The organism is Vibrio sp. Vb339, assembly GCF_902751245.1.
Classification (GTDB): domain Bacteria; phylum Pseudomonadota; class Gammaproteobacteria; order Enterobacterales; family Vibrionaceae; genus Vibrio; species Vibrio coralliirubri.
Genome location: NZ_CADDIS010000001.1, coordinates 137,639 through 161,566, shown reverse-complemented (window position 1 = coordinate 161,566; position 23,928 = coordinate 137,639). Strand labels below are relative to the sequence as shown.

At 46.6% G+C, this 23,928-nt stretch carries 22 protein-coding genes; 10 read left to right on the top strand and 12 right to left on the bottom strand.

The window, feature by feature from the left end; translation table 11 throughout:
- Positions 1 to 59: 59 nt before the first annotated feature.
- From HRQ85_RS00760 to uraH, 4 genes are all read right to left on the bottom strand, one after another.
- Positions 60 to 1,421 (bottom strand): 8-oxoguanine deaminase, encoded by a 1,362-nt coding sequence (locus HRQ85_RS00760; RefSeq protein WP_172378392.1) that lies wholly within the window; start codon positions 1,419 to 1,421, stop codon positions 60 to 62.
- A gap of 158 nt (positions 1,422 to 1,579) precedes the next feature.
- Positions 1,580 to 3,031: a nucleobase:cation symporter-2 family protein gene (locus HRQ85_RS00755; protein ID WP_172378391.1), complete on the bottom strand. Its 1,452-nt coding sequence runs from the start codon at positions 3,029 to 3,031 to the stop codon at positions 1,580 to 1,582.
- A gap of 218 nt (positions 3,032 to 3,249) precedes the next feature.
- Positions 3,250 to 4,593, bottom strand: a complete 1,344-nt coding sequence (locus HRQ85_RS00750) for an NCS2 family permease (protein WP_016795479.1) — start codon at positions 4,591 to 4,593, stop codon at positions 3,250 to 3,252.
- Between the two features lie 248 nt (positions 4,594 to 4,841).
- On the bottom strand, positions 4,842 to 5,195 hold the full coding sequence (gene uraH / locus HRQ85_RS00745; RefSeq protein WP_017076963.1) for a hydroxyisourate hydrolase: 354 nt from the start codon (positions 5,193 to 5,195) through the stop codon (positions 4,842 to 4,844).
- A gap of 411 nt (positions 5,196 to 5,606) precedes the next feature.
- Here uraH and puuE point away from each other — a divergent pair, with 411 nt between their 5' ends.
- From puuE to HRQ85_RS00695, 10 genes are all read left to right on the top strand, one after another.
- Positions 5,607 to 6,545, top strand: a complete 939-nt coding sequence (puuE, locus tag HRQ85_RS00740) for an allantoinase PuuE (protein ID WP_108187283.1) — start codon at positions 5,607 to 5,609, stop codon at positions 6,543 to 6,545.
- A gap of 22 nt (positions 6,546 to 6,567) precedes the next feature.
- The gene (uraD, locus tag HRQ85_RS00735; protein WP_017067791.1) at positions 6,568 to 7,083 is read left to right on the top strand and encodes a 2-oxo-4-hydroxy-4-carboxy-5-ureidoimidazoline decarboxylase; all 516 of its coding nucleotides are present in this window, start codon (positions 6,568 to 6,570) and stop codon (positions 7,081 to 7,083) included.
- Between the two features lie 123 nt (positions 7,084 to 7,206).
- Positions 7,207 to 8,193 (top strand): allantoicase, encoded by a 987-nt coding sequence (alc, locus tag HRQ85_RS00730; RefSeq protein ID WP_086969225.1) that lies wholly within the window; start codon positions 7,207 to 7,209, stop codon positions 8,191 to 8,193.
- A 14-nt stretch (positions 8,194 to 8,207) separates the two neighbouring features.
- On the top strand, positions 8,208 to 8,768 hold the full coding sequence (locus tag HRQ85_RS00725; protein ID WP_172378390.1) for an ureidoglycolate lyase: 561 nt from the start codon (positions 8,208 to 8,210) through the stop codon (positions 8,766 to 8,768).
- Between the two features lie 14 nt (positions 8,769 to 8,782).
- Positions 8,783 to 10,099: a urate hydroxylase PuuD gene (locus tag HRQ85_RS00720; protein WP_172378389.1), complete on the top strand. Its 1,317-nt coding sequence runs from the start codon at positions 8,783 to 8,785 to the stop codon at positions 10,097 to 10,099.
- Between the two features lie 288 nt (positions 10,100 to 10,387).
- Complete coding sequence (locus HRQ85_RS00715; RefSeq protein ID WP_172378388.1) at positions 10,388 to 11,530, top strand: Shedu immune nuclease family protein; 1,143 nt, start codon at positions 10,388 to 10,390, stop codon at positions 11,528 to 11,530.
- 99 nt (positions 11,531 to 11,629) lie between these two features.
- Complete coding sequence (locus HRQ85_RS00710) at positions 11,630 to 12,226, top strand: DJ-1/PfpI family protein (RefSeq protein ID WP_081229021.1); 597 nt, start codon at positions 11,630 to 11,632, stop codon at positions 12,224 to 12,226.
- Between the two features lie 98 nt (positions 12,227 to 12,324).
- Entirely contained in the window at positions 12,325 to 12,564 is a 240-nt protein-coding gene (locus tag HRQ85_RS00705) for a hypothetical protein (protein WP_081229020.1), read from the top strand.
- A gap of 58 nt (positions 12,565 to 12,622) precedes the next feature.
- Positions 12,623 to 12,988, top strand: coding sequence for a hypothetical protein (locus HRQ85_RS00700; protein ID WP_172378387.1), 366 nt, complete (start codon positions 12,623 to 12,625; stop codon positions 12,986 to 12,988).
- Positions 12,989 to 13,325: 337 nt separating this feature from the next.
- Positions 13,326 to 13,850, top strand: coding sequence for a hypothetical protein (locus HRQ85_RS00695; protein WP_050643671.1), 525 nt, complete (start codon positions 13,326 to 13,328; stop codon positions 13,848 to 13,850).
- Here HRQ85_RS00695 and HRQ85_RS00690 read toward each other — a convergent pair.
- The 8 genes from HRQ85_RS00690 to HRQ85_RS00655 all read right to left on the bottom strand — a co-directional run bounded on the left by HRQ85_RS00690 (position 13,847) and on the right by HRQ85_RS00655 (position 23,889).
- Positions 13,847 to 14,728, bottom strand: a complete 882-nt coding sequence (locus HRQ85_RS00690) for an AEC family transporter (protein WP_065676290.1) — start codon at positions 14,726 to 14,728, stop codon at positions 13,847 to 13,849. The two genes, HRQ85_RS00695 and HRQ85_RS00690, sit on opposite strands and share 4 nt — an antisense overlap.
- Before the next feature lie 288 nt (positions 14,729 to 15,016).
- The gene (gene guaD, locus HRQ85_RS00685; RefSeq protein ID WP_172378386.1) at positions 15,017 to 16,351 is read right to left on the bottom strand and encodes a guanine deaminase; all 1,335 of its coding nucleotides are present in this window, start codon (positions 16,349 to 16,351) and stop codon (positions 15,017 to 15,019) included.
- Positions 16,352 to 16,410: 59 nt separating this feature from the next.
- Complete coding sequence (gene xdhC / locus HRQ85_RS00680; protein ID WP_172378385.1) at positions 16,411 to 17,292, bottom strand: xanthine dehydrogenase accessory protein XdhC; 882 nt, start codon at positions 17,290 to 17,292, stop codon at positions 16,411 to 16,413.
- Positions 17,293 to 17,340: 48 nt separating this feature from the next.
- Positions 17,341 to 19,731 carry a xanthine dehydrogenase molybdopterin binding subunit gene (gene xdhB / locus HRQ85_RS00675; protein ID WP_172378384.1) on the bottom strand — a complete coding sequence of 797 codons (2,391 nt, stop codon included), beginning with the start codon at positions 19,729 to 19,731 and terminating at the stop codon, positions 17,341 to 17,343.
- Positions 19,724 to 21,169, bottom strand: coding sequence for a xanthine dehydrogenase small subunit (gene xdhA / locus HRQ85_RS00670; RefSeq protein ID WP_172378383.1), 1,446 nt, complete (start codon positions 21,167 to 21,169; stop codon positions 19,724 to 19,726). The genes xdhB and xdhA overlap by 8 nt, the downstream gene beginning before the upstream one ends.
- 479 nt (positions 21,170 to 21,648) lie before the next feature.
- Positions 21,649 to 22,383 (bottom strand): GntR family transcriptional regulator, encoded by a 735-nt coding sequence (locus tag HRQ85_RS00665; RefSeq protein WP_172378382.1) that lies wholly within the window; start codon positions 22,381 to 22,383, stop codon positions 21,649 to 21,651.
- Between the two features lie 194 nt (positions 22,384 to 22,577).
- Positions 22,578 to 23,264: a DNA-3-methyladenine glycosylase I gene (locus tag HRQ85_RS00660; RefSeq protein WP_172378381.1), complete on the bottom strand. Its 687-nt coding sequence runs from the start codon at positions 23,262 to 23,264 to the stop codon at positions 22,578 to 22,580.
- A gap of 97 nt (positions 23,265 to 23,361) precedes the next feature.
- Positions 23,362 to 23,889 carry a GNAT family N-acetyltransferase gene (locus HRQ85_RS00655; protein ID WP_172378380.1) on the bottom strand — a complete coding sequence of 176 codons (528 nt, stop codon included), beginning with the start codon at positions 23,887 to 23,889 and terminating at the stop codon, positions 23,362 to 23,364.
- Positions 23,890 to 23,928 lie beyond the last annotated feature (39 nt).

Genomic DNA, 23,928 nt, shown 5'->3' with positions numbered 1-23,928 from the left:
GAATAAGGCCGACATCACGTCGGCCTTTTGCTTTCTGGTGAGTTCAAAATATAGAAGCTCTAGTTATTCATCGCCAACTTACCTAGCTTCATTGCCGCAGCGTGGTGGCGGTGCATCAGTTGCTCCATGTCTACGCCAATCACGGCACCATCGTTCACTCGCCATTTTCCGGCTACCATCACTTTATCCGCTTGTTGAGCACCACAAAGTAGTAATGCAGCCAGTGGGTCGTGGCTACCAGAGAAACGAATATCATCGAGCTTGAACATTGCGATGTCGGCTTGTTTGCCAACCTCTAGTGTACCGATGTCGGTTCTGCCCATTGCTCGTGCAGATCCCGATGTCGCCCAACGCAGTGCGTCGAAGTGTGAAACGTTGGCAGAGCCATACTGCAGGCGCTGTAAGTACATCGCCATGCGTACTTCAGCAATCATATTCGAACCATCGTTTGACGCGGAACCATCTACACCTAGCCCGACTTTAACGCCAGCTGCTTCAAGGTCGTTGTTCTTACAAATACCAGAAGCCAGCATCATGTTGGAAGTAGGGCAGTGACTGATGCCAATGCCTGCTTTACCCAAGCGCTTGATCTCTTCTGGATTGAAGTGAATACCGTGAGCAAGCCAAGTGCGTTCATTCAGCCAGCCGACATCTTCTAGGTAGTCGACAGGGCGTAGGCCAAACTTCTCGATACAGAAGTCTTCTTCATCGAGCGTTTCGCATAGGTGAGTGTGCATCATCACGTTCTCACGCTCACTGATCTTAGCGGTCTCTTTCATTAGATCGGTGGTGACTGAGAACGGCGAACAAGGTGCGAGTGCGATTTGAATCATCGCCCCTTCATCACGCTGGTGGTAATCGCGGATCAAGCGTTGGCTGTCATCGATAATGGTTTGTTCGGTTTGAATGGTGTGTCGTGGAGGTAGCCCACCTTCATCTTCCCCAAGGCTCATGGAGCCGCGCGTAAATATCGCTCTTACACCTAGTTTCTCTGCGGCCTCAACTTGTAAATCGATGGCGTGCTCTAGCCCGTTTGGCAGCAAGTAATGATGGTCTGACGCTGTGGTACAGCCCGACATCATTAATTCAACCAGAGCTAACTCTGTGGCAAGGCTCATCATCTCCGAATCGAGGTTGGCCCAAACTGGATAGAGGCTTTGTAGCCAATGGAAGAGTTCTTTATTGAGTGCGCCGGGGTAGGCACGCGTTAGGGTTTGATAGAAGTGGTGGTGCGCATTGATAAGCCCAGGAGTCACAACATGACGAGAAGCGTCGACGCTGTAATCTACAGGTAAGGTTGGCTCTTTGTGTTTGCCAACCAATTCAATGACTTTATTACCTTTAATGACAATTCCGCCTTCTGCATCAGCCAGTGAGCCAGTGTAGATTGCGAGAGGATTCTTAATCCAGATGGTTTCCATTCATAGTAGTCCTTAGCCATCTCAGCCTTTTCAGGGAAGAGGGTCTTTATTTGGTATTTGTAGTTAAAAGATAAATTCGAATCAGGGCGTTAAAACGTTCGATGCTCTAATCAGCCCTGATCCTACGGAAATCGGTTTTACGTTAGTCAGTGAACTAGCTAGTTCGTTTTTGGCTCAGGGTTTTCTGATGCTGCTTGAACGTCTGCTTCTGTACTTGCTTGCTGAATCTCTAATTGTTCATCTGCTTGAAGTGCTTCTTCAGCTTGTTCTTTCATTTCTAGCTCAACTTGCGCTTGGCTTTCGGCTAGTGCTTCTTGCTCTTCTGCGCGTGAAGACTTTGGCAGAACAAGGTTCAGCAGTACCGTCATGATAGTACCGGTAGTGATGCCAGAATGAAGAAAGTTCGCCAAATCATGTGGCAAGTGTTGCAGCAATCTTGGTTCGAAAGTGACGGCCAAACCAGACGCCAAACCTACACAGATTACCAAGGCATTTCGCTTGGTGTCTGCGGCCTTGATCAACATGCGGATACCCGCGTAGGCGATCATACCGAACATCACAAAACCCACACCACCTAGAACAGGTTTCGGAATCGTGACGGCAATAGCGGCTAATTTCGGGAATAAGCCACCTAAAATTAGCAAACCACCGGTTGCAGCCACTACATAACGACTTGCTACACCTGTGATACCTACAATGCCGACGTTTTGACTGAATGATGCCAGTGGCATTGCCGTTAAAATTGAAGATAAGGTACTGCCAAGGCCATCGCCTAGAAGACCACGTTTTAAGTCTTTACCGGATACTTGGGTTTGGCAGTTGTTACCGAGAGCCATGAAATCGCCCGTTGCTTCAGCGATAACCACGATGTACACCAAGCTCATGCTGATGATGGCACTTGCAGAAAAGGTGAAGCCATATTTGAAGGGTTCAGGGCCGCCAACCCAAGCGGCAGAGCTGACTTGTTCAAGGTCGACCATGCCAAGCGATAGCGCCACAATGTAACCACCCGCTAAACCAATCACGATGGCTGAAGCGGCAACCGCGCCTTTACAGTAAACCGATACGCCGACTACGATGCCTAGCGATACAAGGGCTAGAAACAGCTTTGGTAAGGTCGCGAATTGTTCCGTGTTAGCAGGAGAGTCTCCGACCCAATTCATGGCAACCGGTAAAATGGTTAAACCGATTAAGGTAACCACCACACCACTTACCACGGTTGGGAACAGCTTTCGAACCTTGTCCATATAGAAGCTGGCACCAATTACCACGAATGAGCCGATAAGTGCTGAGCCCATAATGGCAGCAACACCACCTTCGTTACCAATCGAGATAGCGACACCCAAAAAGGCAAAGCTTGAACCCATTACAACGGGCAGTCGAATACCGACAGGGCCAAAGCCTAGACATTGAGCGACGGTCACAATACCTGATGCCAATAGCGCAGCATTGATCAGTGAGACGATCTCTGTGTTAGGTAGGCCGATAGAAGCGCCGACAATAAGGGGAACAGCGACGATGCCACCAATCGAGGCAAGCATGTGTTGTAGTGCGAGTAGGAGGGTTAGCCCATGAGGCGGTCTTTCATTTAGGGTGTACAGAAGTTTCATTTGATATTCCTCTGCCTGCGTTTCCGTTTACAGGCGATTGGCGGTCAAATAATGACTTCTACAAACTGCGTAGGGTCATAAAAAAGGTGCGCTAAAGGAACGGATTGCTTGTGCGTTCCGCTGATTAGCACAATTAGCTTTTTCTTAAAAATGGTGTTGTAACCTGTTTCTTGATAGCTCAGCCTGCGAACAGGCCAAGCGATAGTTACGGTTGGTGATTAGCCGATGAACACGAGCTTGGCGATGAAGATAGCCGCTAGGAAGTACATCGAAATTGATACGTCTTTTGTTTTGCCTGTCGCCAGTTTCAGCACAGTGTAGGTAATGAAACCCAGTGCGATACCATTCGCGATAGAGAAGGTCAGAGGCATCATTAACGCTGTAATGGCTGCGGGAGCACCGTTGGTGAAGTCTTTCCAATCCACGTGCTGCATACTGCTCATCATCACGAACGCTACGTAAATTAACGCGCCAGAGGTAGCGTAAGCGGGGATCATGCCTGCAAGTGGCGATAGGAAAATCGCTGCTAAGAACAACACGCCAACCACAATCGCTGATAGGCCTGTTCGTGCGCCTGCTGCAACGCCTGCTGCACTTTCTACATAACTGGTTACTGGCGGACAACCCACACACGCACCGGCCACACTTGAGATACTGTCGGCTTTAAGCGCTTTGCTTAGGCCTTCAATTTTTCCTGTTTCAGGGTTAGTTAGGTTTGCACGCTCGGCCACGCCCATCAAAGTACCCGCGGTATCGAACATGTTTACAAAAAGGAAAGCCAAGATAACGCTGATCATTGAAACATCGAGAGCGCCCATAATGTCCATTTTTAGGAACGTAGGCGCTAAGCTTGGTGGAGCCGCGAAGAAGCCGTTGTAATGCACTAAGCCAAGCATCATGCCGACGAGCGTTACACTCAAAATACCGATTAACACCGCACCAAATACTTTACGCTCACTAAGAACAGCGATGATAAGGAAAGCGATAGCTGCCAGTAGCGCTTCAGGTTTAGTGAAGTCACCTAGTGATACCAGTGTTGCTGGGTTTTCGACGACGATACCTGCTGTTTTAAGACCAATTAGACCTAAGAACAAACCAACGCCCGCTGTCATGGAGTAACGTAAACTCACAGGGATACTTTCAATGATCCATTGGCGAACTTTGTAGAAGCTCATCCCGACAAACAAGATGCCGGAGATAAACACCGCACCCAGTGCCACTTCCCAGCTGTAGCCCATTTCGCTTACTACCGTGAACGAGAAGAAGGCATTCAAGCCCATGCCCGGCGCAAGGCCGACAGGCCAGTTCGCAAATAACCCCATTAACAAACAACCGATAGCTGCACCAATACAGGTTGCGACGAATACCGCTCCCGCATCCATACCCGATGCGGCCATAATTTGTGGGTTAACGAAGATGATGTAAGCCATGGTTGCGAAGGTGGTGACACCGCCGACCAACTCATTTTTCACACTGCTTCCGTGAGCCTTAATTTTAAAGAGTTTCTCTAAAATTCCGTTATTCGCATCTTGGTTGAGTATTTCTGTTTTACTCTCACTCATGTCAGCAAGTCCTTTTATGTTGTGATCCATTTATTGAATACAGCGAGATTTCAATATTAAGTTTTAAGGTTTTTTTCCTAGCCGCTATTTCTTTAGCTATCAGTTGATTAGTCATCAACTCTCTAACTAATAACGTTATTAGTATTTTTATATGAGCGTGTTTAATGAGCGCGCATCATTTTAGATGCACGCACGAATCTGTTTATTATTCGATGGTTGGGCCTAGTTCGAAGTTCTAGGTCACGGGACTAACTGCCCCGATAGGTTGAGAAACTGTAAGGCGAGACGAGAAGAGGAACGTGGTAGTGCGCGTCTGGATCATCTAGACCAAAGCGAATAACCACATCATCTAGGAAGGGCACGCCATCCAGCTCCACGCCTTTGCTTCTGTAGTAATCGGCGACGTAAAACACCAATTGGTATTTCCCCGGTCGGAAATCATTTCCTGCCAGAATCGGCGCATCGGTTCGGCCATCGGAGTTGGTGAGTACCGTCGCCAGCTTTTCTGTTGAGTCTTCGTTGACCTTATAAAGCTCGACCTTGATCTCTGCACCCGGTAAGCCGTGAGTAGTGTCTAATACGTGTGTTGTTAGTCTTCCCATAGTCCTTTAATAGCGCTTTTGGCGCTCCTCTGTTCCGTGGTTTATCTGTGTAATTCGACCCTGCAAAGAATGCAACTGGTCACTTTGTTATCACTAACTATGTACGAACTGTATACAATTAGTAAAGCGAATTGTTGTAAAAATGTTAACTATTTAGTCGTTTTTTCTGAATTTTTAGATGTGGGTTATTGGTTTTTGGTCGAGAGTTGTATTGTTAAGGTATTGTTTTTAAATGGTTTGAGTGAGGAAAATTAACTTGAATAACAAAATCTTTACATTGAGATAAATAATTGTATACAATAAATGTACAGGGGTAAGGTTGCTCAGTTTTTGGAAAATCCATTCATTGATTCATTTTGATGAACCAATGAAAGAGCGGCTAAGCCAACCACTTATGTTAGGAGTACTTGGATGAATAAGGATTATTCAAGAAATTTGATCGGTTACGGAGCTAACCCTCCCAACCCTCAATGGCCAGGTAATGCGCGCGTCGCGGTTTCTTTTGTATTGAACTATGAAGAGGGCGGTGAGCGTTGTTTGTTACATGGAGACGACGAGTCTGAAGCTTTTCTTTCAGAGATCCCGTCAGCACAGCCGATCAAAGGCGAACGTCACATGAGCATGGAATCCATCTATGAATATGGCAGCCGTGCGGGTGTATGGCGTGTTCTTCGCTTGTTCGATGAATATGAAATCCCACTGACCGTCTTTGCGGTCGCAATGGCGATTGAGCGTCACCCAGACGTAGCCAAAGCCATGGTCGAAGCGGGTCACGAAATCTGTAGCCACGGTTATCGCTGGATAGACTATCAGTACATTGATGAGTCTGAAGAGCGCGACCACATGACCAAAGCGATTGAGATCATCCAACAAGTGACGGGGCAGCGCCCACAAGGTTGGTACACGGGTCGAACTGGGCCGAATACGCGTCGCTTGGTAGCAGAAGAAGGCGGCTTTCTTTATGACTCAGATGCCTATGATGATGACCTGCCTTATTGGCACACCGAGACTGGTCATCCGCAATTGGTGATCCCTTACACTCTCGATGTAAACGACATGCGTTTTTCAACGGCGCAAGGCTTTAACTCTGGTGAGCAGTTCTTCCAATATCTGAAAGACACGTTTGACACCCTTTATATGGAAGGCGAAACCGCACCGAAAATGATGTCGGTTGGGTTGCATTGTCGTCTGATTGGTCGCCCCGGTCGTATTGCTGCATTAAGACGTTTCTTAGATTACGTAAAACAGCACGGCAGCGTGTGGTTATGTCGTCGAATCGATATCGCCAACCACTGGCACCAACATCATCCATATCAACCAAATAACGCTAATCATCAACAGCAAAAGTAGCAGTGAAGCAAGGAGGCTTAACGTGACTGAATTTCGATCATGCCAACCAACAACCATGGACCGCGATACCTTTGTCGCTCACTTCGCTGATGTTTACGAGCACAGCCCATGGGTTGCAGAAGTGGTGTATGACCAAGGTTTGAATGCCGAAGACGATCATATCGAGAATCTTCATCTGAAAATGGCATCGACTTTGTTAAGTGCAGACCAAGGCAAACAGTTGGCTTTGATCAACGCTCACCCGGATTTAGCCGGTCGAGCAGCAGTAAACGGCGAACTCACCGAGTCGTCGACCAAAGAACAAGCGGGGGCGGGCATCGACCAGTGCAACGCCGAAGAATTTGAAAAATTCACTTCTTACAACAACAGCTACAAAAGTCGCTTCAATTTCCCTTTTATCATGGCGGTGAAGGGAGCCAATCGTTACCAAATTCTTGAGTCGTTCGAGATGCGATTAGGAAATGATAGTGAAACTGAGTTTGCTACGGCGATTCAAGAGATCAACAAGATCGCGATGTTTCGTCTCTGGGATATGTAAGTTAACGGAGTTAACAGCTATCTCAGCCCAGTCTTAGTGCGCTAAGAGCATGCTTTATAAGCGAATAAGCCACTAAGTTCTCATTTTATTATTACTTGATTAATTGGATAGGATTACACGGACATGACCCAAACATTTGAACAATACATAAACCTTGCAGACGAAAAACTCGGCGCAGAAGCTACCTTCGCAACCGACGATTTTTTCGCAGATAAAAGCCGTCTTCTCAGCCACGCAGCGCCAGAGTGGAAAGACGACTTATACGACGATAACGGCAAGTGGATGGACGGTTGGGAAAGCAGACGTAAACGCGGTGAAGGTTACGACTACTGTGTCGTTCGCCTTGGCCTAGCTGGCACCATTGCTGGCGTTGATATTGATACCTCATTCTTCACAGGTAACTTCCCACCTTCGGCATCAATTGACGCGTGTTATTCACCACAAGGTGAGCCAACAGACGCAACAGAGTGGCAAGAAATTCTGCCTTCAATGGCATTGCAGGGTGATCATCATCATCTTGAAGCAATCGAAAGTGACCAAGTATTTACGCACCTACGTTTGAACATCTACCCAGACGGCGGTGTCGCACGTTTACGTGTTTATGGTCGACCAAGTGTAGATTGGGACGCAATTGATTCTCAGCAACAAGTCGACCTAGCAGCCGTAGAACACGGTGGCCGAGCACTCGCATGTAGCGACGAGCACTACGGCAACAAAGCCAACATCTTAGGCCCAGGCCGTGGTGAAAACATGGGTGATGGCTGGGAAACAGCGCGTCGTCGTACACCAGGTAACGACTGGGTTATCGTAGCACTAGGCCACCCAGGTAACATCGAACGTATCGTAGTGGATACAGCCCACTTCAAAGGTAACTACCCTGACAGCTGCTCAATTCAAGCGGCTTACGTGAAAGGTGGTACCGATGACCAAGTAGAAACACAAAGCCTATTCTGGCGTGAACTGTTGCCAGCACAAAAGCTGCAAGCGCACGAGATTCACGAATTCATTTCTGAGGTAAACGACCTTGGTGCGATTACTCACGTACGTGCAAACATATTCCCAGATGGTGGTATCAGCCGTTTGCGTCTGTTTGGTACGAAAGCGAAATAGGTAAGGAAATGAGTATGAGTAATGGAATACGTCGTTTATCCATCGAACCGTTAACCAAGCAGGCTTTTGCAGAGTTTGGCGATGTTATCGAGTCCGATAATAGTGATTTCTTCATGATCAACAGTGGGTCAACACGTCGCTACCACAAGCTAGCGACAACGGATGTGCAAGACCAAGACGGAGAAGCCATCATCAGCATCTTCCAAGCCACACCGTTGAGCTACCCACTGACCATCAAAATGTTAGAGCGTCATCCACTTGGCTCTCAGGCATTCGTTCCATTACTTGGTCAACCCTATTTAATTGTTGTTGCGCCAAAAGGCGACGATCCAACATTAGCCAATAGCCGAGCTTTCTTGAGCAACGGTCGTCAAGGAGTGAACTATCACAAAGGGGTGTGGCATCACCCAGTTCTCGCCCTCACCGATCAAGACCAGTTCTTGATCGTCGATAGAGGCGGCGAAGGACACAACTGTGACGAAGTTTATTTCGACAGCGACCGAGTGGCATTGCATTTGGACGACTTGCCAACGGACGACAATAAGGAAGAGCAACGCTTAGCTAAAGCGTTGTGATACAGGAGTTTATTATGGATCCGCATATTACAGAATGGTTGAATTTAGCAATACGCTGGGCTCACATGATTGTTGGTGTTGCGTGGATAGGCGCATCATTTTACTTTGTTTGGTTAGAGAACAACCTTAATCGAGTAAACCCAAAAACGGGCCTTTCAGGCGATTTATGGGCGATTCACGGCGGTGGTATTTATCACCTAGAGAAGTACAAACTTGCGCCACCAGAGATGCCAGAGCACCTGCACTGGTTCAAATGGGAAGCTTACTTCACGTGGATCACCGGTGTGTGTCTACTGGGTGTAGTTTACTACCTTAACGCTGAGATTTACCTGATTGCACCGGGCTCTGGCCTTGATTCAACAACGGCAATCGCGATTGGTATTGGTTCATTCGTTGCTGGTTGGTTTATCTACGATCTACTGTGTGACTCACCATTAGGTAAAACCCCTGTGTTGCTTGGTGTTGTGCTGTTTGTGCTGCTTGTTGCTGCAACATATGGCCTAACTCAAGTGTTCAGTGGTCGTGGCGCTTACATCCATGTTGGTGCGATCATTGGTACTATCATGGTGGGTAACGTATTCCGCGTTATCATGCCTGCGCAGCGCAACTTGGTGAAAGCGATTGAAGAGAAGCGCGAACCGGATCCGGCACTGCCAGCGAAAGGCTTACTGCGTTCTCGTCACAACAACTACATGACACTGCCAGTGCTGTTCATCATGATCAGTAACCACTTCCCAAGCACTTATGGCTCGGAATACAACTGGCTGATCCTTGCTGGCCTCGCGATCTTCAGTATCTTGGTGCGCCACTACTTCAACACCCGTCATGGTAGTCAGAAGTTTGCATGGACAATACCAGTAGCAGCATTGGGTATGATCACGCTTGCGTTTGTTACCTCACCTTACGCGAAAAAACAGATGACTCCGGTTGTGCAAGCACCAGTGGTTCAAGAAGTGCAAGTCAGCACAACTGAATCAGCGACAGAAGAACTTGCTGCAAATGACACCGCTTCAACGACTAGTTCTCAAGCTGCACCTGCAGACCACGCAATGCAAACTGCTAGCGCAGGCGTCAGCTTTGAAACCATCAACAAAGTCATTCAAGAGCGTTGTTCTGTGTGTCACTCATCAACCCCGAGCCACGCCGCTTTTGCTGCTGCACCTGGTGGTGTGATGTTTGATACCCCAGAAGAGATCAAAGCCAACGTACCAAGGATTGTTGCTCAAACCGTAACAACCAAGGTGATGCCGCTCGGCAACATGACTCAAATGACCGACGAAGAACGCGCACTCATCGGCACTTGGGTAGAGCAAGGCGCTACGCTCCAATAATGATGTGAATCCTTCACCTAAGAGCATGAGTCTTAGGTAAGGCTTGGGGAGAGTTTGGTTTACGGGCACGCGCCAAACTCATCCCACCCTGTTTCCCCGGTTCCTATAACCGGGGCTTTTTGTTTTTGGACAAAAGAAATGCAGATTTATCATTCAGTTGGTGACTCTATATGCATATCTGGTTTAGAGTTCGCGAGATTGGATGTTATTTAACTATTTTGGTGTAATTTAGTTTTTTGCTCAGAGCTTCAGCAACTTCAAAATTGACTATGTATCAGGGGGTAATCGGTGTTTGACGTATCAAGTTTTAAACCAACAGAAGAAGATGTGATTAGAAACTCGAAGCTAGAGACGCTCTATAATCATACTTTTGAAAAAGGTCGGTTTTTCCAAGTGATTTTTTCTGATGAAAGAGAGTTTCACATTCAGTTAGCTCCTCGGACAATGATGAAAGTTGTGTATCTCAAAGATAAAGATGATATCGAGGGAATAAAGCTGTGTAAGTTAGTGAGTGGGCAAGAAAAGCAAGTTATTGAGTTTTCGAAATTCAATATGCAGCAGCTAAAAACTTTTCTCAATTTCATTCAAGAACTCGACCTTCAAGGAGTAGCAGAGCGTCGTATTCGGCTTTCTGAAGATTCCATGGATATCCTTGATGCTGAAACAAAGCAGAAAATCACCACATTGCTCTCTGGATCGGATGGAGGGGAGGTTGTCAGGGATTTATTATCTCAAGGTATGATAACCTCTCAAGACTTGGTTAATACTGGTTATCGTAAAGCACAGCTTGATATATTCAAAAAGCTTCTCTACTCCAACTATTTACCACAATATAAACATGATATTGGAAGACCAGAAACAAAAGATGAAACCGCATGGCAGCACTTTTTTTCCATTAATCAATGGATCTTTGGATATGGTTTGGATTATCGATTTCAAGGAGTACTGCAGAAAGAGTTCCATGCATCTGATATTAATGCTGGAGGAAGTGAAGGCGTCATTGCAGATTTTCTAATGGGTGATCATAGGTTCACTACTTTTGTTGAGTTAAAGTTACCTACGACCCCGCTTTTTGGAACAACAAAAAACAGAGCACAAAGTTGGAAACTTTCCAAAGATTTGATGGAGGCTTATTCTCAAATTTTGGAGCAAAAAGCGAGTGGTATATTGAAAATTGAAACTACTCGTGAACTCTATGCCGATGATTATAGTGAAATCAATCAAAGTGCGTATGACTCTAAAGCTGTTCTAATTGTTGGTAGTTGGGATCAAATAGACGACGTGTCTGAGCCTGCTGGAATCAAAAAAATGAAACGTAAAACGCTCGAGCTTTTTAGAAGAGATTCTCGAAACATTGAAATCATAACGTACGATGAATTGCTAGAAAGGGCATCATTTATTGCTCTTAATGAGACTAACACGCTTAGGTAATAAGCTGCTTAAATCGTGGTTTTGTGGAGCAAAGGTGACAGGAGTTTAAAATATAGGTAGTTATGACCGTATTGAATCAAGAGATAGGAAAGGATAAATATGGATATTGCAGTATTAACATTTGATGGATTCAACGAGTTAGATTCTTTCATTGCAGCGGGTATTTTGAACCGAATGAAAGAGTTTGGCTGGAATGTGCAGATTACTAGTCCTACAGAATCAGTGACTTCAATGAATGGAGTCACAATTAAATCTCAACAGCCTTTAGAGTTCGCGAATACTGCTGATGCGGTGTTGTTTGGTAGTGGCATGTTGACCCGCGATATCGCCCAAGACGCTAAATTACTCTCAAGGTTAAGCCTTAACCCACAAACACAATTGATTGCAGGTCAATGCTCAGGGACTTTATTGATGTCGGTATTGGGGTTACTGAATCAAGTTCCAGCCTGTACTGATTTAACAACGAAGCCATGGGTCATTGAATCCGGTGTGACCGTGTTGGATCAACCGTTTTATGCGGAAGGAAACATTGCTACAGCAGGCGGCTGCTTGTCATCCAAATATCTAGCAGCATGGGTTATCAGCAAACTCGCAGACCAAGCACATACCGAAGCTGCAATTCACTATGTTGCGCCTGTCGGCGAGAAAGAAAACTCAGTAAAGCACTGCATGTCAGTGGTGAGCGCTTACCTTTAAGAGCTATTCTTTACGTGTGTAGTTCTGTATAAGGCACTTGATATGAATCTCTACCCGTGGCACTTTCTGTTCCAAGTTAATATTTGTTAGGACAGAAAATGGAAGAGGTGATAGTCGCGTATTTTAGGGCATTAAGCGCATTCTTCAGATATATGTTTCAGTCGCTCGTGATCGAATTTATTGGTTACGGAGCTGGCTGGGTAGTCTGCAAAGTATTCACGTTAGGACGCTTCCCCTCATTGACTCCAACTGAAAAAGAGCGAACCAGAATCTCTTATATCGGTGCGATCAGCATCGCACTATTTCTGTTAGCCATCGGTGTGTTCAATAGTTTTTAGGCAGCGGAATAGAGTGTGACCATGGATAGTATTCAAAATAATACGGACAAAAAAAGACATGCTTGAGAAAGTTCAGGATATTGCTTCGATTAACGGGCTGGAATATGAAGTGAGCGGGAATGCTCTTAATCTTAAACTAGGCAGAGTCGCTGGAAAGGTTAAGATTAAATACGATTACGTTACGCGTTCATACGTCTACAACTGCAATGAATATGCTGCTGGTTTTTCCAGCCTCATTTTCTTCGCTCTTTCGTTCAATACTCTGTATCAGGCAGACCAACAAGTATGGTCTGGCTACGTCGCAGGTTTGATGTTTGCGGTGGCAGTATTTAATTTGATCCAATTAGTGTTGTCTCACGTGCAAATGCTAGATATTAAAGCGCAGCTAAGAGAAGTCGGTATCTATCTAAAGTCTGCCGCATAAGAGCCTTTAGCTCCTTGTGTATCGTGAACAACTCAGCAATCGCTGAGTAACGATTGGTTAAGCCCTGCCATCGGTAGCTATGTGCTCAAATAAACAGCGCTAACGCCAATTGTTGGTGCTGTTTTTACTTTCCTCTTACACTCTTTTCAAATATCGAATCTAGTATCAAATTTCTCTTTGTTATACAGGCAAGTCTCTCATTATGAAGAACTTCTTTGATAGCGAACTCATGCTCTCTAGCTCTTTGAATTTCGTTTTGCTATCGCTTGGGCTAACGCTCCTTTTTCATCTTCCGATTTGGTGTGGGTTCAATTTGAGCCGTCGAAAGTGGAAGCTCATGGATTATTTATGGCCGTTCTTGGCGGGTATCGGGATGCTGGGTGCAGTGTCTGAGATTCGTGCGAAAGTAGCGGGTGATTGGGTTGAAACCGAACAAACCAGAGCGGTGGCGATTTTAGAATCGGTGCAGCAGTTTTCTTTGGATAAATTAAGAAGTGATATCTGCACCGGTCAGCCATCTTTAGATAGTCACGCTCAGCACCACGAAGCGTGTTTGTGGTATTTGAATACGGCGATCACGTTCAAAGATGTCGATTTTACCCTGTTACCCAACGCATCGGATTTTACGGTTCCTGCGCCGAGCGTGTCGCTGGTTGAAAGCGATGCAGTATGGGTGGACGGTATGCTGAGTCAGTATGAGAAGCAGAAAAACCAATACATAAAAACCAGAGAAGCGCAGGTGAAGCAGCCATTAGAAAGCCTCTTCTGGTATGTGAGTCCTTACTTAGTCTGTTTCGCAATAGCTCTGCGCCTTACTAAAGTGACGGCAGAGCTTAAACTGGATAAGTGCGCAAATAATTAGCTCGACATAGACAGTGCGAACGACAACAAAATAGGCAAGGTGACCACACTCAGGAAGTTGCCGAACAACACCATGGACGCGACTTTAGGCGGCTCGACATTGAAGCGTTCTGCAAACAGATAGTTCATCACGGCGGGTGGCAGCATGGTGAACAGCACCATCATTTGTAAGTGCAGCGTAGGCAGCGGGATAAAGAAATAGATGATGGCAAAGGCGATGGCTCCTGTGAACAGCGATTGAGCCGTACACAGCAAGCCAACTTTGAGCCCACTCAGCTTCAAGTTTACCATTTGCGAACCCAGCGATAACAGCATGATAGGCACGGCAGCTTGGCCAAGTAACGATGTGGCTTCGTAGATTGGATTCCACACTGTAATGCCAGACAGGTTGAGCGTCATCGCTAATGCAGCGGCCAAAAATATCGGCATCTTGAGGATCTGTTTGATCGGGTTACCTTCGCTTAGGAGCGCCAAACCTACACTAATATGAACACACGCCGATACCACAAACAGCAGCACTGCAGGGGCTAATGCGCTCTCACCAAAGGTATACGTGAACAGAGGAATTGCGAGGTTGCCACTGTTGCGGAACATGTGTGGTGGAGCCCAAGCTTTGAAATTGAGTTTAAAAATCTTACAGATTGGTATCATCAATAAAGCGGGGACCAACACCGCGACCAAAGAGGCGGTGATGAGTGGCAGTTGTTCTGTGTCGAGAGGCATGGTGGTCAGTGATGCAAACACCAAAGCAGGAATACACACATCCATGTTGATGCGATTGATCGGTTTGAAATCGGGCTTGAGCCAACGACCGACCGCAAAGCCAGCACTGGCTAGAGCAAAAACGGGAAACAGAATGCTGACGACCTGTTCGAACATAGAATTCCTTTCTAGATTAGGTGCTTCCATTTAGCTGATAAACGAATGTTTTTGAGAGACGCTAAAGTGAAGTATGAAGTCGAAATGGATAAACATTAACCTATCAATATAATGACTTGGCGTCACCGAAGATCGTTGTCTGTGAGCGTTTAATTTATGTTTCTTTGAATGAAGCACAAAAAAGACCAGTGGCATCAGCAACTGGTCTTTAAAGGCTAGATAAATCTGGACGGATTTTTAATTAACGACGGCTTGTCGCTGTCTAGCGATTGTTACTCTGTTTTAAGCCTAACTAACGAGCTTCTTGTAATCTTTGAAGTTTACATCGTAGGCTTTTTCGCCGTAGATGTAAGTCTCGCTAACGGTTCTGTCGTCACCCAAGCTCATCAGTACAAACAGTTTCTCTTCCAGTTTGGTGGCTTGTTCCATTCTAAAGCGCATCAGTTGTGTAGCGTGCAAGTCGAGCACCACGAAATCCGCTTCTTTGCCCACTTCCAAGTTACCGATCTTGTCTTCTAAATGCAGAGAACGTGCGCCACCCAGTGTTGCTAAGAACAGTGATTTGGCTGGGTGCAGCTTCTTATGTTGTAGCTGCATGATCTTGTAAGCTTCACTCATGGTTTGCAGAATCGAGAAGCTGGTGCCTGCGCCAACATCAGTACCGACGCCGACACGAATGCCGTGATCTTCCATCTCAGGTAATCGAAACAAACCCGAGCCTAAGAACAAGTTCGAAGTTGGGCAAAAGGCGATGGCAGATTCGGTATCCGCGAGGCGCTTACATTCACAATCAGAAAGGTGAATACCATGAGCAAATACCGAACGTTTGTGAAGTAGTCCGTAATGGTCATAGACATCTAGGTAACTGTCGCGCTCTGGGAACAGCGATTTCACCCACTCAATCTCTTTCTCATTTTCAGATAGGTGAGTGTGCATGTACACATCTGGGTATTCTTCTAGCAGTTTACCGACAGTAGCAAGTTGTTCTGGTGTGCTGGTTGGCGCAAAACGAGGTGTCACCGCGTAAAGCAAACGGCCGCGGTTATGCCATTTTTCAATCAGTTCCTTGGAGTCAGCATAGCCAGATTCTGGAGTGTCGGTAAGGTAGTCTGGAGCGTTGCGATCCATTAAGACCTTACCTGCGATCATGCGTAGGTTGCGCTTCTCAGCTTCTTCGAAGAATACGTTGACCGACTCTTTGTGTACCGTGCCAAATACCAGTGCCGTGGTGGTGCCGTTGCTGGCTAACTCGTCTAGGAATAGCTTCGCCACTTTGTGTGCGTAGACTGGGTTTTTGAAGCGTTTTTCTTCTGGGAAGGTGTAGTTCTCTAACCAATCTAGTAGCTGTTCACCGTAAGACGCGATCATTCCTGTTTGAGGGTAGTGGATGTGCGTATCAATAAAGCCAGAGGTGATTAGCTTGTCTTTGTATTCTTTGACTTCGAGTGTTTTAGGTTGGCGAGCCAATACCTCGTCGGCATGGCCTAAGTCGACGACATGGCCATTCTCAACCACCAAAACACCGTCTTCAAAATAGTCGTAAGACTCATCGATACCGACGTCTTTTGGGTCGGCGACGCTGTGTAAAATACTGGCGCGATAAGCTTTGCGTTGCGTTGTCATGTTTACTTCCTTTTAATGACTTCAGCGACGTTATGGCCGCTAAAGCTTTGCGACTCGTGTTAGGCGATCTTCTCTTCCAATGGTGGTTCGCCTACGTCGCTTGGTTGACTGTGTTGATCGGTCAAATCCTGATTTCGATATTGTTTGGTTGGGCGCTTTTGTTCAAGGGCTTGGCCTTGATAGTGTGCGATCAGTTCACCCGCAACCGATACCGCAATTTCGGCAGGATGTTTGCCATTCACGGCGCAAATGCCAATAGGGCAAATCATGGTTTCAATTTGCTCTTGGCTGTAGCCGCGTTGCTCTAAGCGGAAGTCGAACTTCTTGCGTTTAGTAAGCGAGCCAATCATGCCGAAGTAACGGCTATCTTCACGGTCGATAATGGCTTTGGTTAGGTCAAAATCGAGCTGGTGGTTGTGGGTCATCACCAGGTAGTAGCTGTTTGGTGGCATGTGTTTCACTTCACCAACTGGGTCGTCTGAGACAAGCTTTTTAACACCGTGTGGCAGCGTTTCAGGGAACACTTCTTCACGTTCATCAATCCAGGTCACACGGAAGGGCAGAGTCGCGACAATGTGCAGCAGCGCTTTGGCAACGTGGCCAGCGCCAAACAGCACAAGGTGATTCTGTTGAGTGCCAATCGGCTCAAAGCTTAACGTGGCCATTCCGCCACAACACTGGCCTAAGCGAGCACCTAGGTTGAAGCGTTCCACTTTGAGTGATTTTTCGCTGGCAATCAGCATTTCACGCGCCATTTTAGTGGCCACATGTTCAAGGTGGCCACCACCAATCGTAGCGATGATTCGGTCACGAGTGACAAGCATTTTGGTGCCCGCATCGCGTGGAACGGAGCCTCTGTCTTCAAGTACTGTCACCATTACACACGGTTCGTAGTTCTCTTCCAGTTTTGCCAGTTCGTGAATCCAATTATCCTTAAACATACGTCCTCCTAAATCCCTTCTATACTTCCCAAGCTATCATGAGCCTTATTAAGCCGTTTCTGATTGAGCATCGACCGAAGTCGGAGTCGTTTCAGTGACTTCCTGAATCGCCATCAGAATACGTTCTGGCGTTGCAGGTGTGTTGAGCTTAGGAATCGCGCCATCGACAGCTACGTAGCTTATGGCGTCTTTCAGTGCGCTCCATACCGACATACCCAACATGAAAGGGGGCTCGCCCACGGCTTTCGAATTGAAGACGGTGTCTTCCGGGTTGCTGCGGTTTTCTAAAAGGTGCGTTCTGAAATCAATCGGCATATCAGCAATCGCAGGGATTTTGTAACTTGCCGGGCCATTGGTCATCAAGCGGCCTTGCTGGTTCCAAACCAACTCTTCCGTGGTTAACCAACCGACACCTTGCACAAAGCCACCTTCGACTTGGCCGATATCAATCGCAGGGTTCAGTGAAGCACCCACGTCATGCAAAATATCAACACGTAGAATCTTGTTTTCGCCAGTTAGGGTATCGACGATAACCTCTGAACAAGAGGCGCCATACGCGTAGTAGTAGAACGGGCGACCGCGTGCTTTCTCGTGATCGTAATAGATCTTCGGAGTGCGGTAGAAACCAGTGCTTGATAGCGAGATTTGGTTAAACCAAGCCAGTTCAACAAATGAGTTGAAGGTCATGATCTCATCGCGGATCTGCACCATGCCGTTCTTAAATATCACCTCTTCAGGCCACACTTTGAAGTGCGAAGAAGCGAAGTCGATCAGGCGCTGCTTAATGGTTATTGCTGCGTTTTGCGCGGCCTTACCGTTGAGGTCGGCGCCCGATGAGGCTGCGGTTGGTGATGTGTTCGGAACTTTGTCTGTGTTTGTAGCGGTGATCTGGATACGTTCGACATCGACTTGGAACTCCTGTGCAACGATTTGCGCCACTTTGATGTTCAAGCCTTGCCCCATTTCCGTACCACCGTGATTCAAATGAATACTGCCATCGGTGTAGATATGGATGAGCGCACCTGCTTGGTTCAAGAAAGTCGCAGTAAACGAGATGCCGAATTTCACTGGTGTGATCGCAAGGCCTTTCTTCAAGATAGGGTTTTGCTTGTTGAACTCAGCGATTTCTTTACGACGTGCGTGATAGTCACTGCTGCGTTCAAGCTGTTCGGTTATCTCAGGTAAAAAGTTGTCTTCAACGGTTTGGTAGTAATGGGTCACGTTACGGCCTTCTTCACCGTAGTAGTTCGCCTTACGTACTTCCAAAGGATCTTTTTTCAGGTAACGCGCAATCTCGTCCATGATGTGTTCAATGGTCATCATGCCTTGCGGTCCACCAAAGCCACGGTATGCGGTGTTCGATGCTGTATTGGTTTTGCATCGATGACCGACCACAGTTGCATCGCCTAGATAATAAGCGTTGTCTGAGTGGAACATCGCGCGGTCGACGATAGAACTTGATAAGTCTGGTGAGTAACCACAGTTACCTGCAACGGTAATGTCGGCACCTTGAATTACACCATTGTCGTCAAAACCGACCGTATATTGATTGTAGAACGGGTGGCGTTTACCGGTTTGCTGCATGTCTTCACTGCGCAGCAAACGCATTTTTGTAGGTCGGCCTGTAAGGTGAGCAATAACCGCAGCCATACACGCTGGAGAGGCTGCTTGAGTCTCTTTACCACCGAAACCACCACCCATACGACGCATATCAATCACGACTTTGTGCATTGGTACGCCAATCACTTCCGCAACCAGTTTTTGAACTTCGGTCGGGTTTTGAGTCGAGGTGTACACGATCATGCCGCCGTCTTCGGTTGGCATCACGCTACTGATTTGAGTTTCTAGGTAGAAGTGCTCTTGGCCGCCGATCTCTAGGTCGCCAGAAATTATGTGTTTTGCTTTTGCTAGTGCTGCTTTAGAGTCACCACGCTGTTGAGTGTGGCTCTCTGTGACGAAGTGTTCTTTGTCTAGCGCTTCTTTTACATCAAGAATCGCAGGCAGTTCTTCATATTCAATGATTGCAGCGTGTGCGGCTTTACGTGCAGTCTCTAAATCATTAGCTGCCACAGCAATCACAGGTTGGCCGTAATATTCGACTTTGCCATCGGCAAGAAGTGGGTCACCCGGAAGAATTGCACCGATATCTAGCTCACCCGGTACGTCTTTCGCTTGAATGGCAATTGCCACGCCTTCGAATTCGTAACACGGTGATAAATCTATCTTGGTGATGTTGGCGTGTGCTTGCGTGCTCAGGCGTGCGTATACGTGCAGCTGATTTGGGAACTCTAGGCGGTCATCAATGTATACCGCTTCGCCCGTTACTTGCTTGGCTGCACTGTCGTGTTTAACGCTTTTTCCGACGCCAGTTTTTAGATCTTGTTTTGCAATGGTAACCATCTCTTCGTGGGTCATCGCATGCTCGTGTGATTTAGACATAAGACGTTACCCTTGTTTCGATTTGGTTGTTTTTATTCTGCTGTTCAATGAAGTAACGACGCAGCATATTTGCTGCCGACAATGAACGGTATTCTTGGCTTGCACGGAAATCAGATAGCGGTTCAAAGTCGTTATACAGTTCCTGTATCGCTAAATTAATACTAGCGTCTGTCCACGGTTTGCCTAATAACGTGTTTTCACAACGCGCCGCGCGCTTAGGCGTTGCAGCCATACCACCAAAGGCGATACGAGCGTAAGAAACCTTGCCATCTTCAATTTGAATATCAAACGCACCACATACCGCAGAGATGTCATCGTCTAAACGTTTAGACAGTTTGTAAGCTCGGAAGCTGTCGTTAGTTGGCTTAGGAATGATGATCTGTTCAATGAACTCACTCTCTTTTTGCGCCGTCACTTTGTAGCTGATGAAGTAATCTTCAATCGGCATCGTACGTGACTCGTCACCGCAACGAAGTTTGATCTTCGCGTTCAGGGCAATCAGCAGAGGAGGGGTGTCACCAATAGGCGAGGCATTCGCCACGTTACCGCCGATGGTGCCTTGGTTACGTACTTGCAGTGAAGCAAAGCGGTGCAGTAGCTCGCCAAAATCTGGGTAGTGTTTTTTCAGTAGTGCGTAAGAGTCACTGATAGGCAGGTTAGCGCCAATGATTAAATCGGTGTCGGTCTCTTCGCATACCTTCATGTCTTCAACAAGGTTTACGCTGATCAGTGTTTCAATCTCGCGGTGGAACTGCGTTACTTCCAGTGCTAAATCCGTGCCGCCAGCAACCAGCTTAGCGTTCGGGTGGGCTTGAAAAAGCTTGGCCAGCTCATCAGTGCTTTTCGGGGAAAAAGCGGTGAGGTGACCAAGGCGTAAGTTGGCTTCGGTGTCTTGAATACTTTCTAGCTTCTTGATGGTGTTGCGTTCAAGCTCAGCGAATTGGTCGATCAAAGGTTGGTCTGTTGAAAGTGACATCGCAGCATCAACAATTGGTCGATAGCCCGTACAACGACATAGGTTACCCGCCAGTGATTCCATGACGTCTTCTTTGCTCGCATCGGGTTTGTTTTTGCCTAGTGCAAACATCGACATGATGAAGCCCGGCGTGCAGTAACCACACTGTGAACCGTGAAAATCAACCACCGCTTTTTGCACTGGGTGCAAAGAGCGATCTCGGTTTTGTAGATCTTCTACGGTGATCAGTTGCTTGCCATGCAGCGCTGAAACGAAAGTTAGGCAAGAGTTCACCGAGCGGTATTGCAGCTGTCCATCAACCACCTCACCCAGAACTACCGTACATGCACCACAGTCACCCGACCCACAACCTTCTTTGGTACCCGTTTTATTAACCTTGGTACGAAGGTAGTTGAGCACTGTCATATTTGGCGACAGATTATCTTCACGTCTTATTTCCTGATTGAGCAAAAAAGTAATCAAGAGACCTCCTTGTAAATCGACATATTTCCATGTGTATTCTTTTTGACTTCTAGGTCAATAATTATCCATCCTGACCCTGTGGTCAACTATTTATTTACAAAAATGCAACAAAGAGGGCTTGTTGTGAATTGTATACAATTTAATTTTGGTCGTAGTCGTCTGTTTTATTGGGATTTAAATTGGAAGTGTTGAGTTTTGTGGTGTGAATGAATTAATGGCTATGTATACAAAATAAGGACAATAATTTTTGCATTAGGGAGTAAATGTTATAGAGGCTAAGAGCACTATTCTGCTCAGAAACGAGAGTATTTTGAGGTGAAATGAGTCGATCTTCGCGTCTATCATTATGGGGAGGGTATAAAAAAGAGAAGTAATCGCAGAGGCTTACTTCTCTCCCGTCTTGTTAACAAAAAGTTGTTAACTGATAGTTGCCAACAAGAAACTATTAGCAGTTAGTCATTAATAGCTTATAGAAGCGATTATGACTTGTTCTTAAGCAGATCTGAGAACACAACATGCAGGTCGCTCGATGCGGTGCTGCTGTCTAGGTTTAGCTTAGAGCGAATGTGGCTTAAATGCTCTCGCATTAGGTCAACGGCTTGCTCTTCATCTCCAGACTCTATCGCATCAAGCAATCCTTCATGCTCATCTAGAGAGCAGTTTGAGTGGCTGCCGGTTTCGTACTGGGCAATAAGCAGAGAAGTTTGCGATACCAAGCTGCGTTGGAAAGCCAGCAGTGGCGCGTTCTCAGCCATTTCAGCCAGTTTGATGTGGAACTCACCAGATAAACGTAAGCCAGAACCATAGTCACCTTGGTCAAAGGCGCAGTTCTCTTTCGCGACCAGTTTTCTACACTCGTCGATTTGGGCTTTGGTTGCGTTCTTAACCGCTAGCTCAGTGATAGCAATCTCCATCACTTCACGTGCTTTAAATATCTGCTTGGCTTCGTCTACTGTTGGGGCTGCAATCACAGCACCTCGGTTAGGACGGATCACCACAACTTGTTCTAAGGAGAGGCGCAGCAAGGCACGGCGGATAATAGTACGGCTAACGCCAAAGATTTCTGCTAGTGCTTCTTCGCTTAATTTTGTGGCTGGTGGTAGCCTTTGTTCTAGTATCGCGTCGAAGATATGGCAGTAAACAACATCGTCTTGAGTCTGGCCTGTTACTTTCGTTTTTACACCTTTGGAGACAGAGTTTTTGAGAACTGTCATAGAGATAAGGACCCTTGTTTAGTCGAGTTGGGTTGGTCGAGAATAATTCATGAGTATTACTCTATATTGTATACATTTATCTATACAATGCCACTGGATGAAAGTGCGATGCACGCTTATTTGTTAATGACTTATAACATTTAGTTTGCAGGGAACTGTGTGCAATCTAAAGCTTTAAGACATTCGCCCTAAAACTAGACGCGGTTGTCGCCACAGCTGTACGCCACGATCTGGCTGATTTCGCTGAGGCTACGACCTGATTGTTGCTGCCATTCGTTGAAAGCCTTACTCGCCGCGATTTGTGCTCGCTTGGTGTTACGACCGCTATCGACCACATCGGTACTGCGTAGGTGCGCTTCAACGTCCGACGACAAGATAAAAGTGTCTTTACCCATTTGGCGTAAGGTGTAAGCGCCTGTATTTCCGCCCAGTCGCTTGCCGTGTTTCTTCAGATAATCCCAAAGTTCGGTGATGCGTTCTGATGGCCAGTCGGCAACCATTTGCGAGAATGAATCGGCTTCACGCTTGGCATTATGAATCATGGTGGCATTGGCAGGGATAGTCATCACCTTGGTAAGGTGACGAATAATGCGCGGGTCTTGTGCTTTCTGCTCCCACATCTCGTTCGGCAGCATCAGCATCTTTTCGATGTCGAATTCAAAGAACACTTCTTCGAATTGCGGCCATTTCTTTCTCACCACATTCCACGAAATACCACATTGGAATACCTTTTCAGTAAAGGCTGCCAACCAACGATCGTCTGTGATTTGTGATAGCTCAGCTTGTGAAAGGGGCGCACGAACAATCTTTTCGAGTTCTGCTGCTCCGCCTTTACGGTGAGCGGCACGTTGATAAATGGTGTCGAATTTTTCTTGGGTCATTGGAGGTTCCAAACTAAAGCGATTCTTTATGATATGGGGACTAATTTCTATATGAAAAGGAGCTTAAGCCATTGTCTTCAAATCAAATGAAAGCCAACTAAGAGAGTTTCAATTCCATTTGATACAAGGGCCATATTTTACCATTGAACTCTTTCACGCTCGGCTCTTTGTCGACCACCTCAAAGCCCACTTTGTCGTAGCAGCGTTTTGCGCCGTGGTTTTGCTTGAATACGGCCAAGGTGATGGTGGTGACATTCGGTATTTCTTTCGCCGCCTCTAAGCCTGTTTCAAGCATCGATTGTCCTAACCCTTTGCCTCGAAGGTTTGGGTGAATCGCGACTCGGCAGAAACGAAGTTCGCTGTCTGACATGCGTTGAAATTCCATAAAGCCAAGCAAGTCCCTGGCGTTTGAGTTGGTGTTTGAATCGGCGTTCGGTTCAGAGTATGACTTAGGTGCAGAGAAGGTATATAACTCGACATGGGGCTCTAGAGAACGTTCGATGATAGAGGCGGCTTTTAACGGCCAACCAAATGTTCGCCCGCCCCATAGAACGTAGTCTTCTAAGGATGTAAACCAAGTGACGATCTCGTCAGCGTCGGATGCTTTAAAGCGGTTTATTTCCATATCCTTCTCTCCCTTAACGCGTGTCTCTTTTTTAATCCG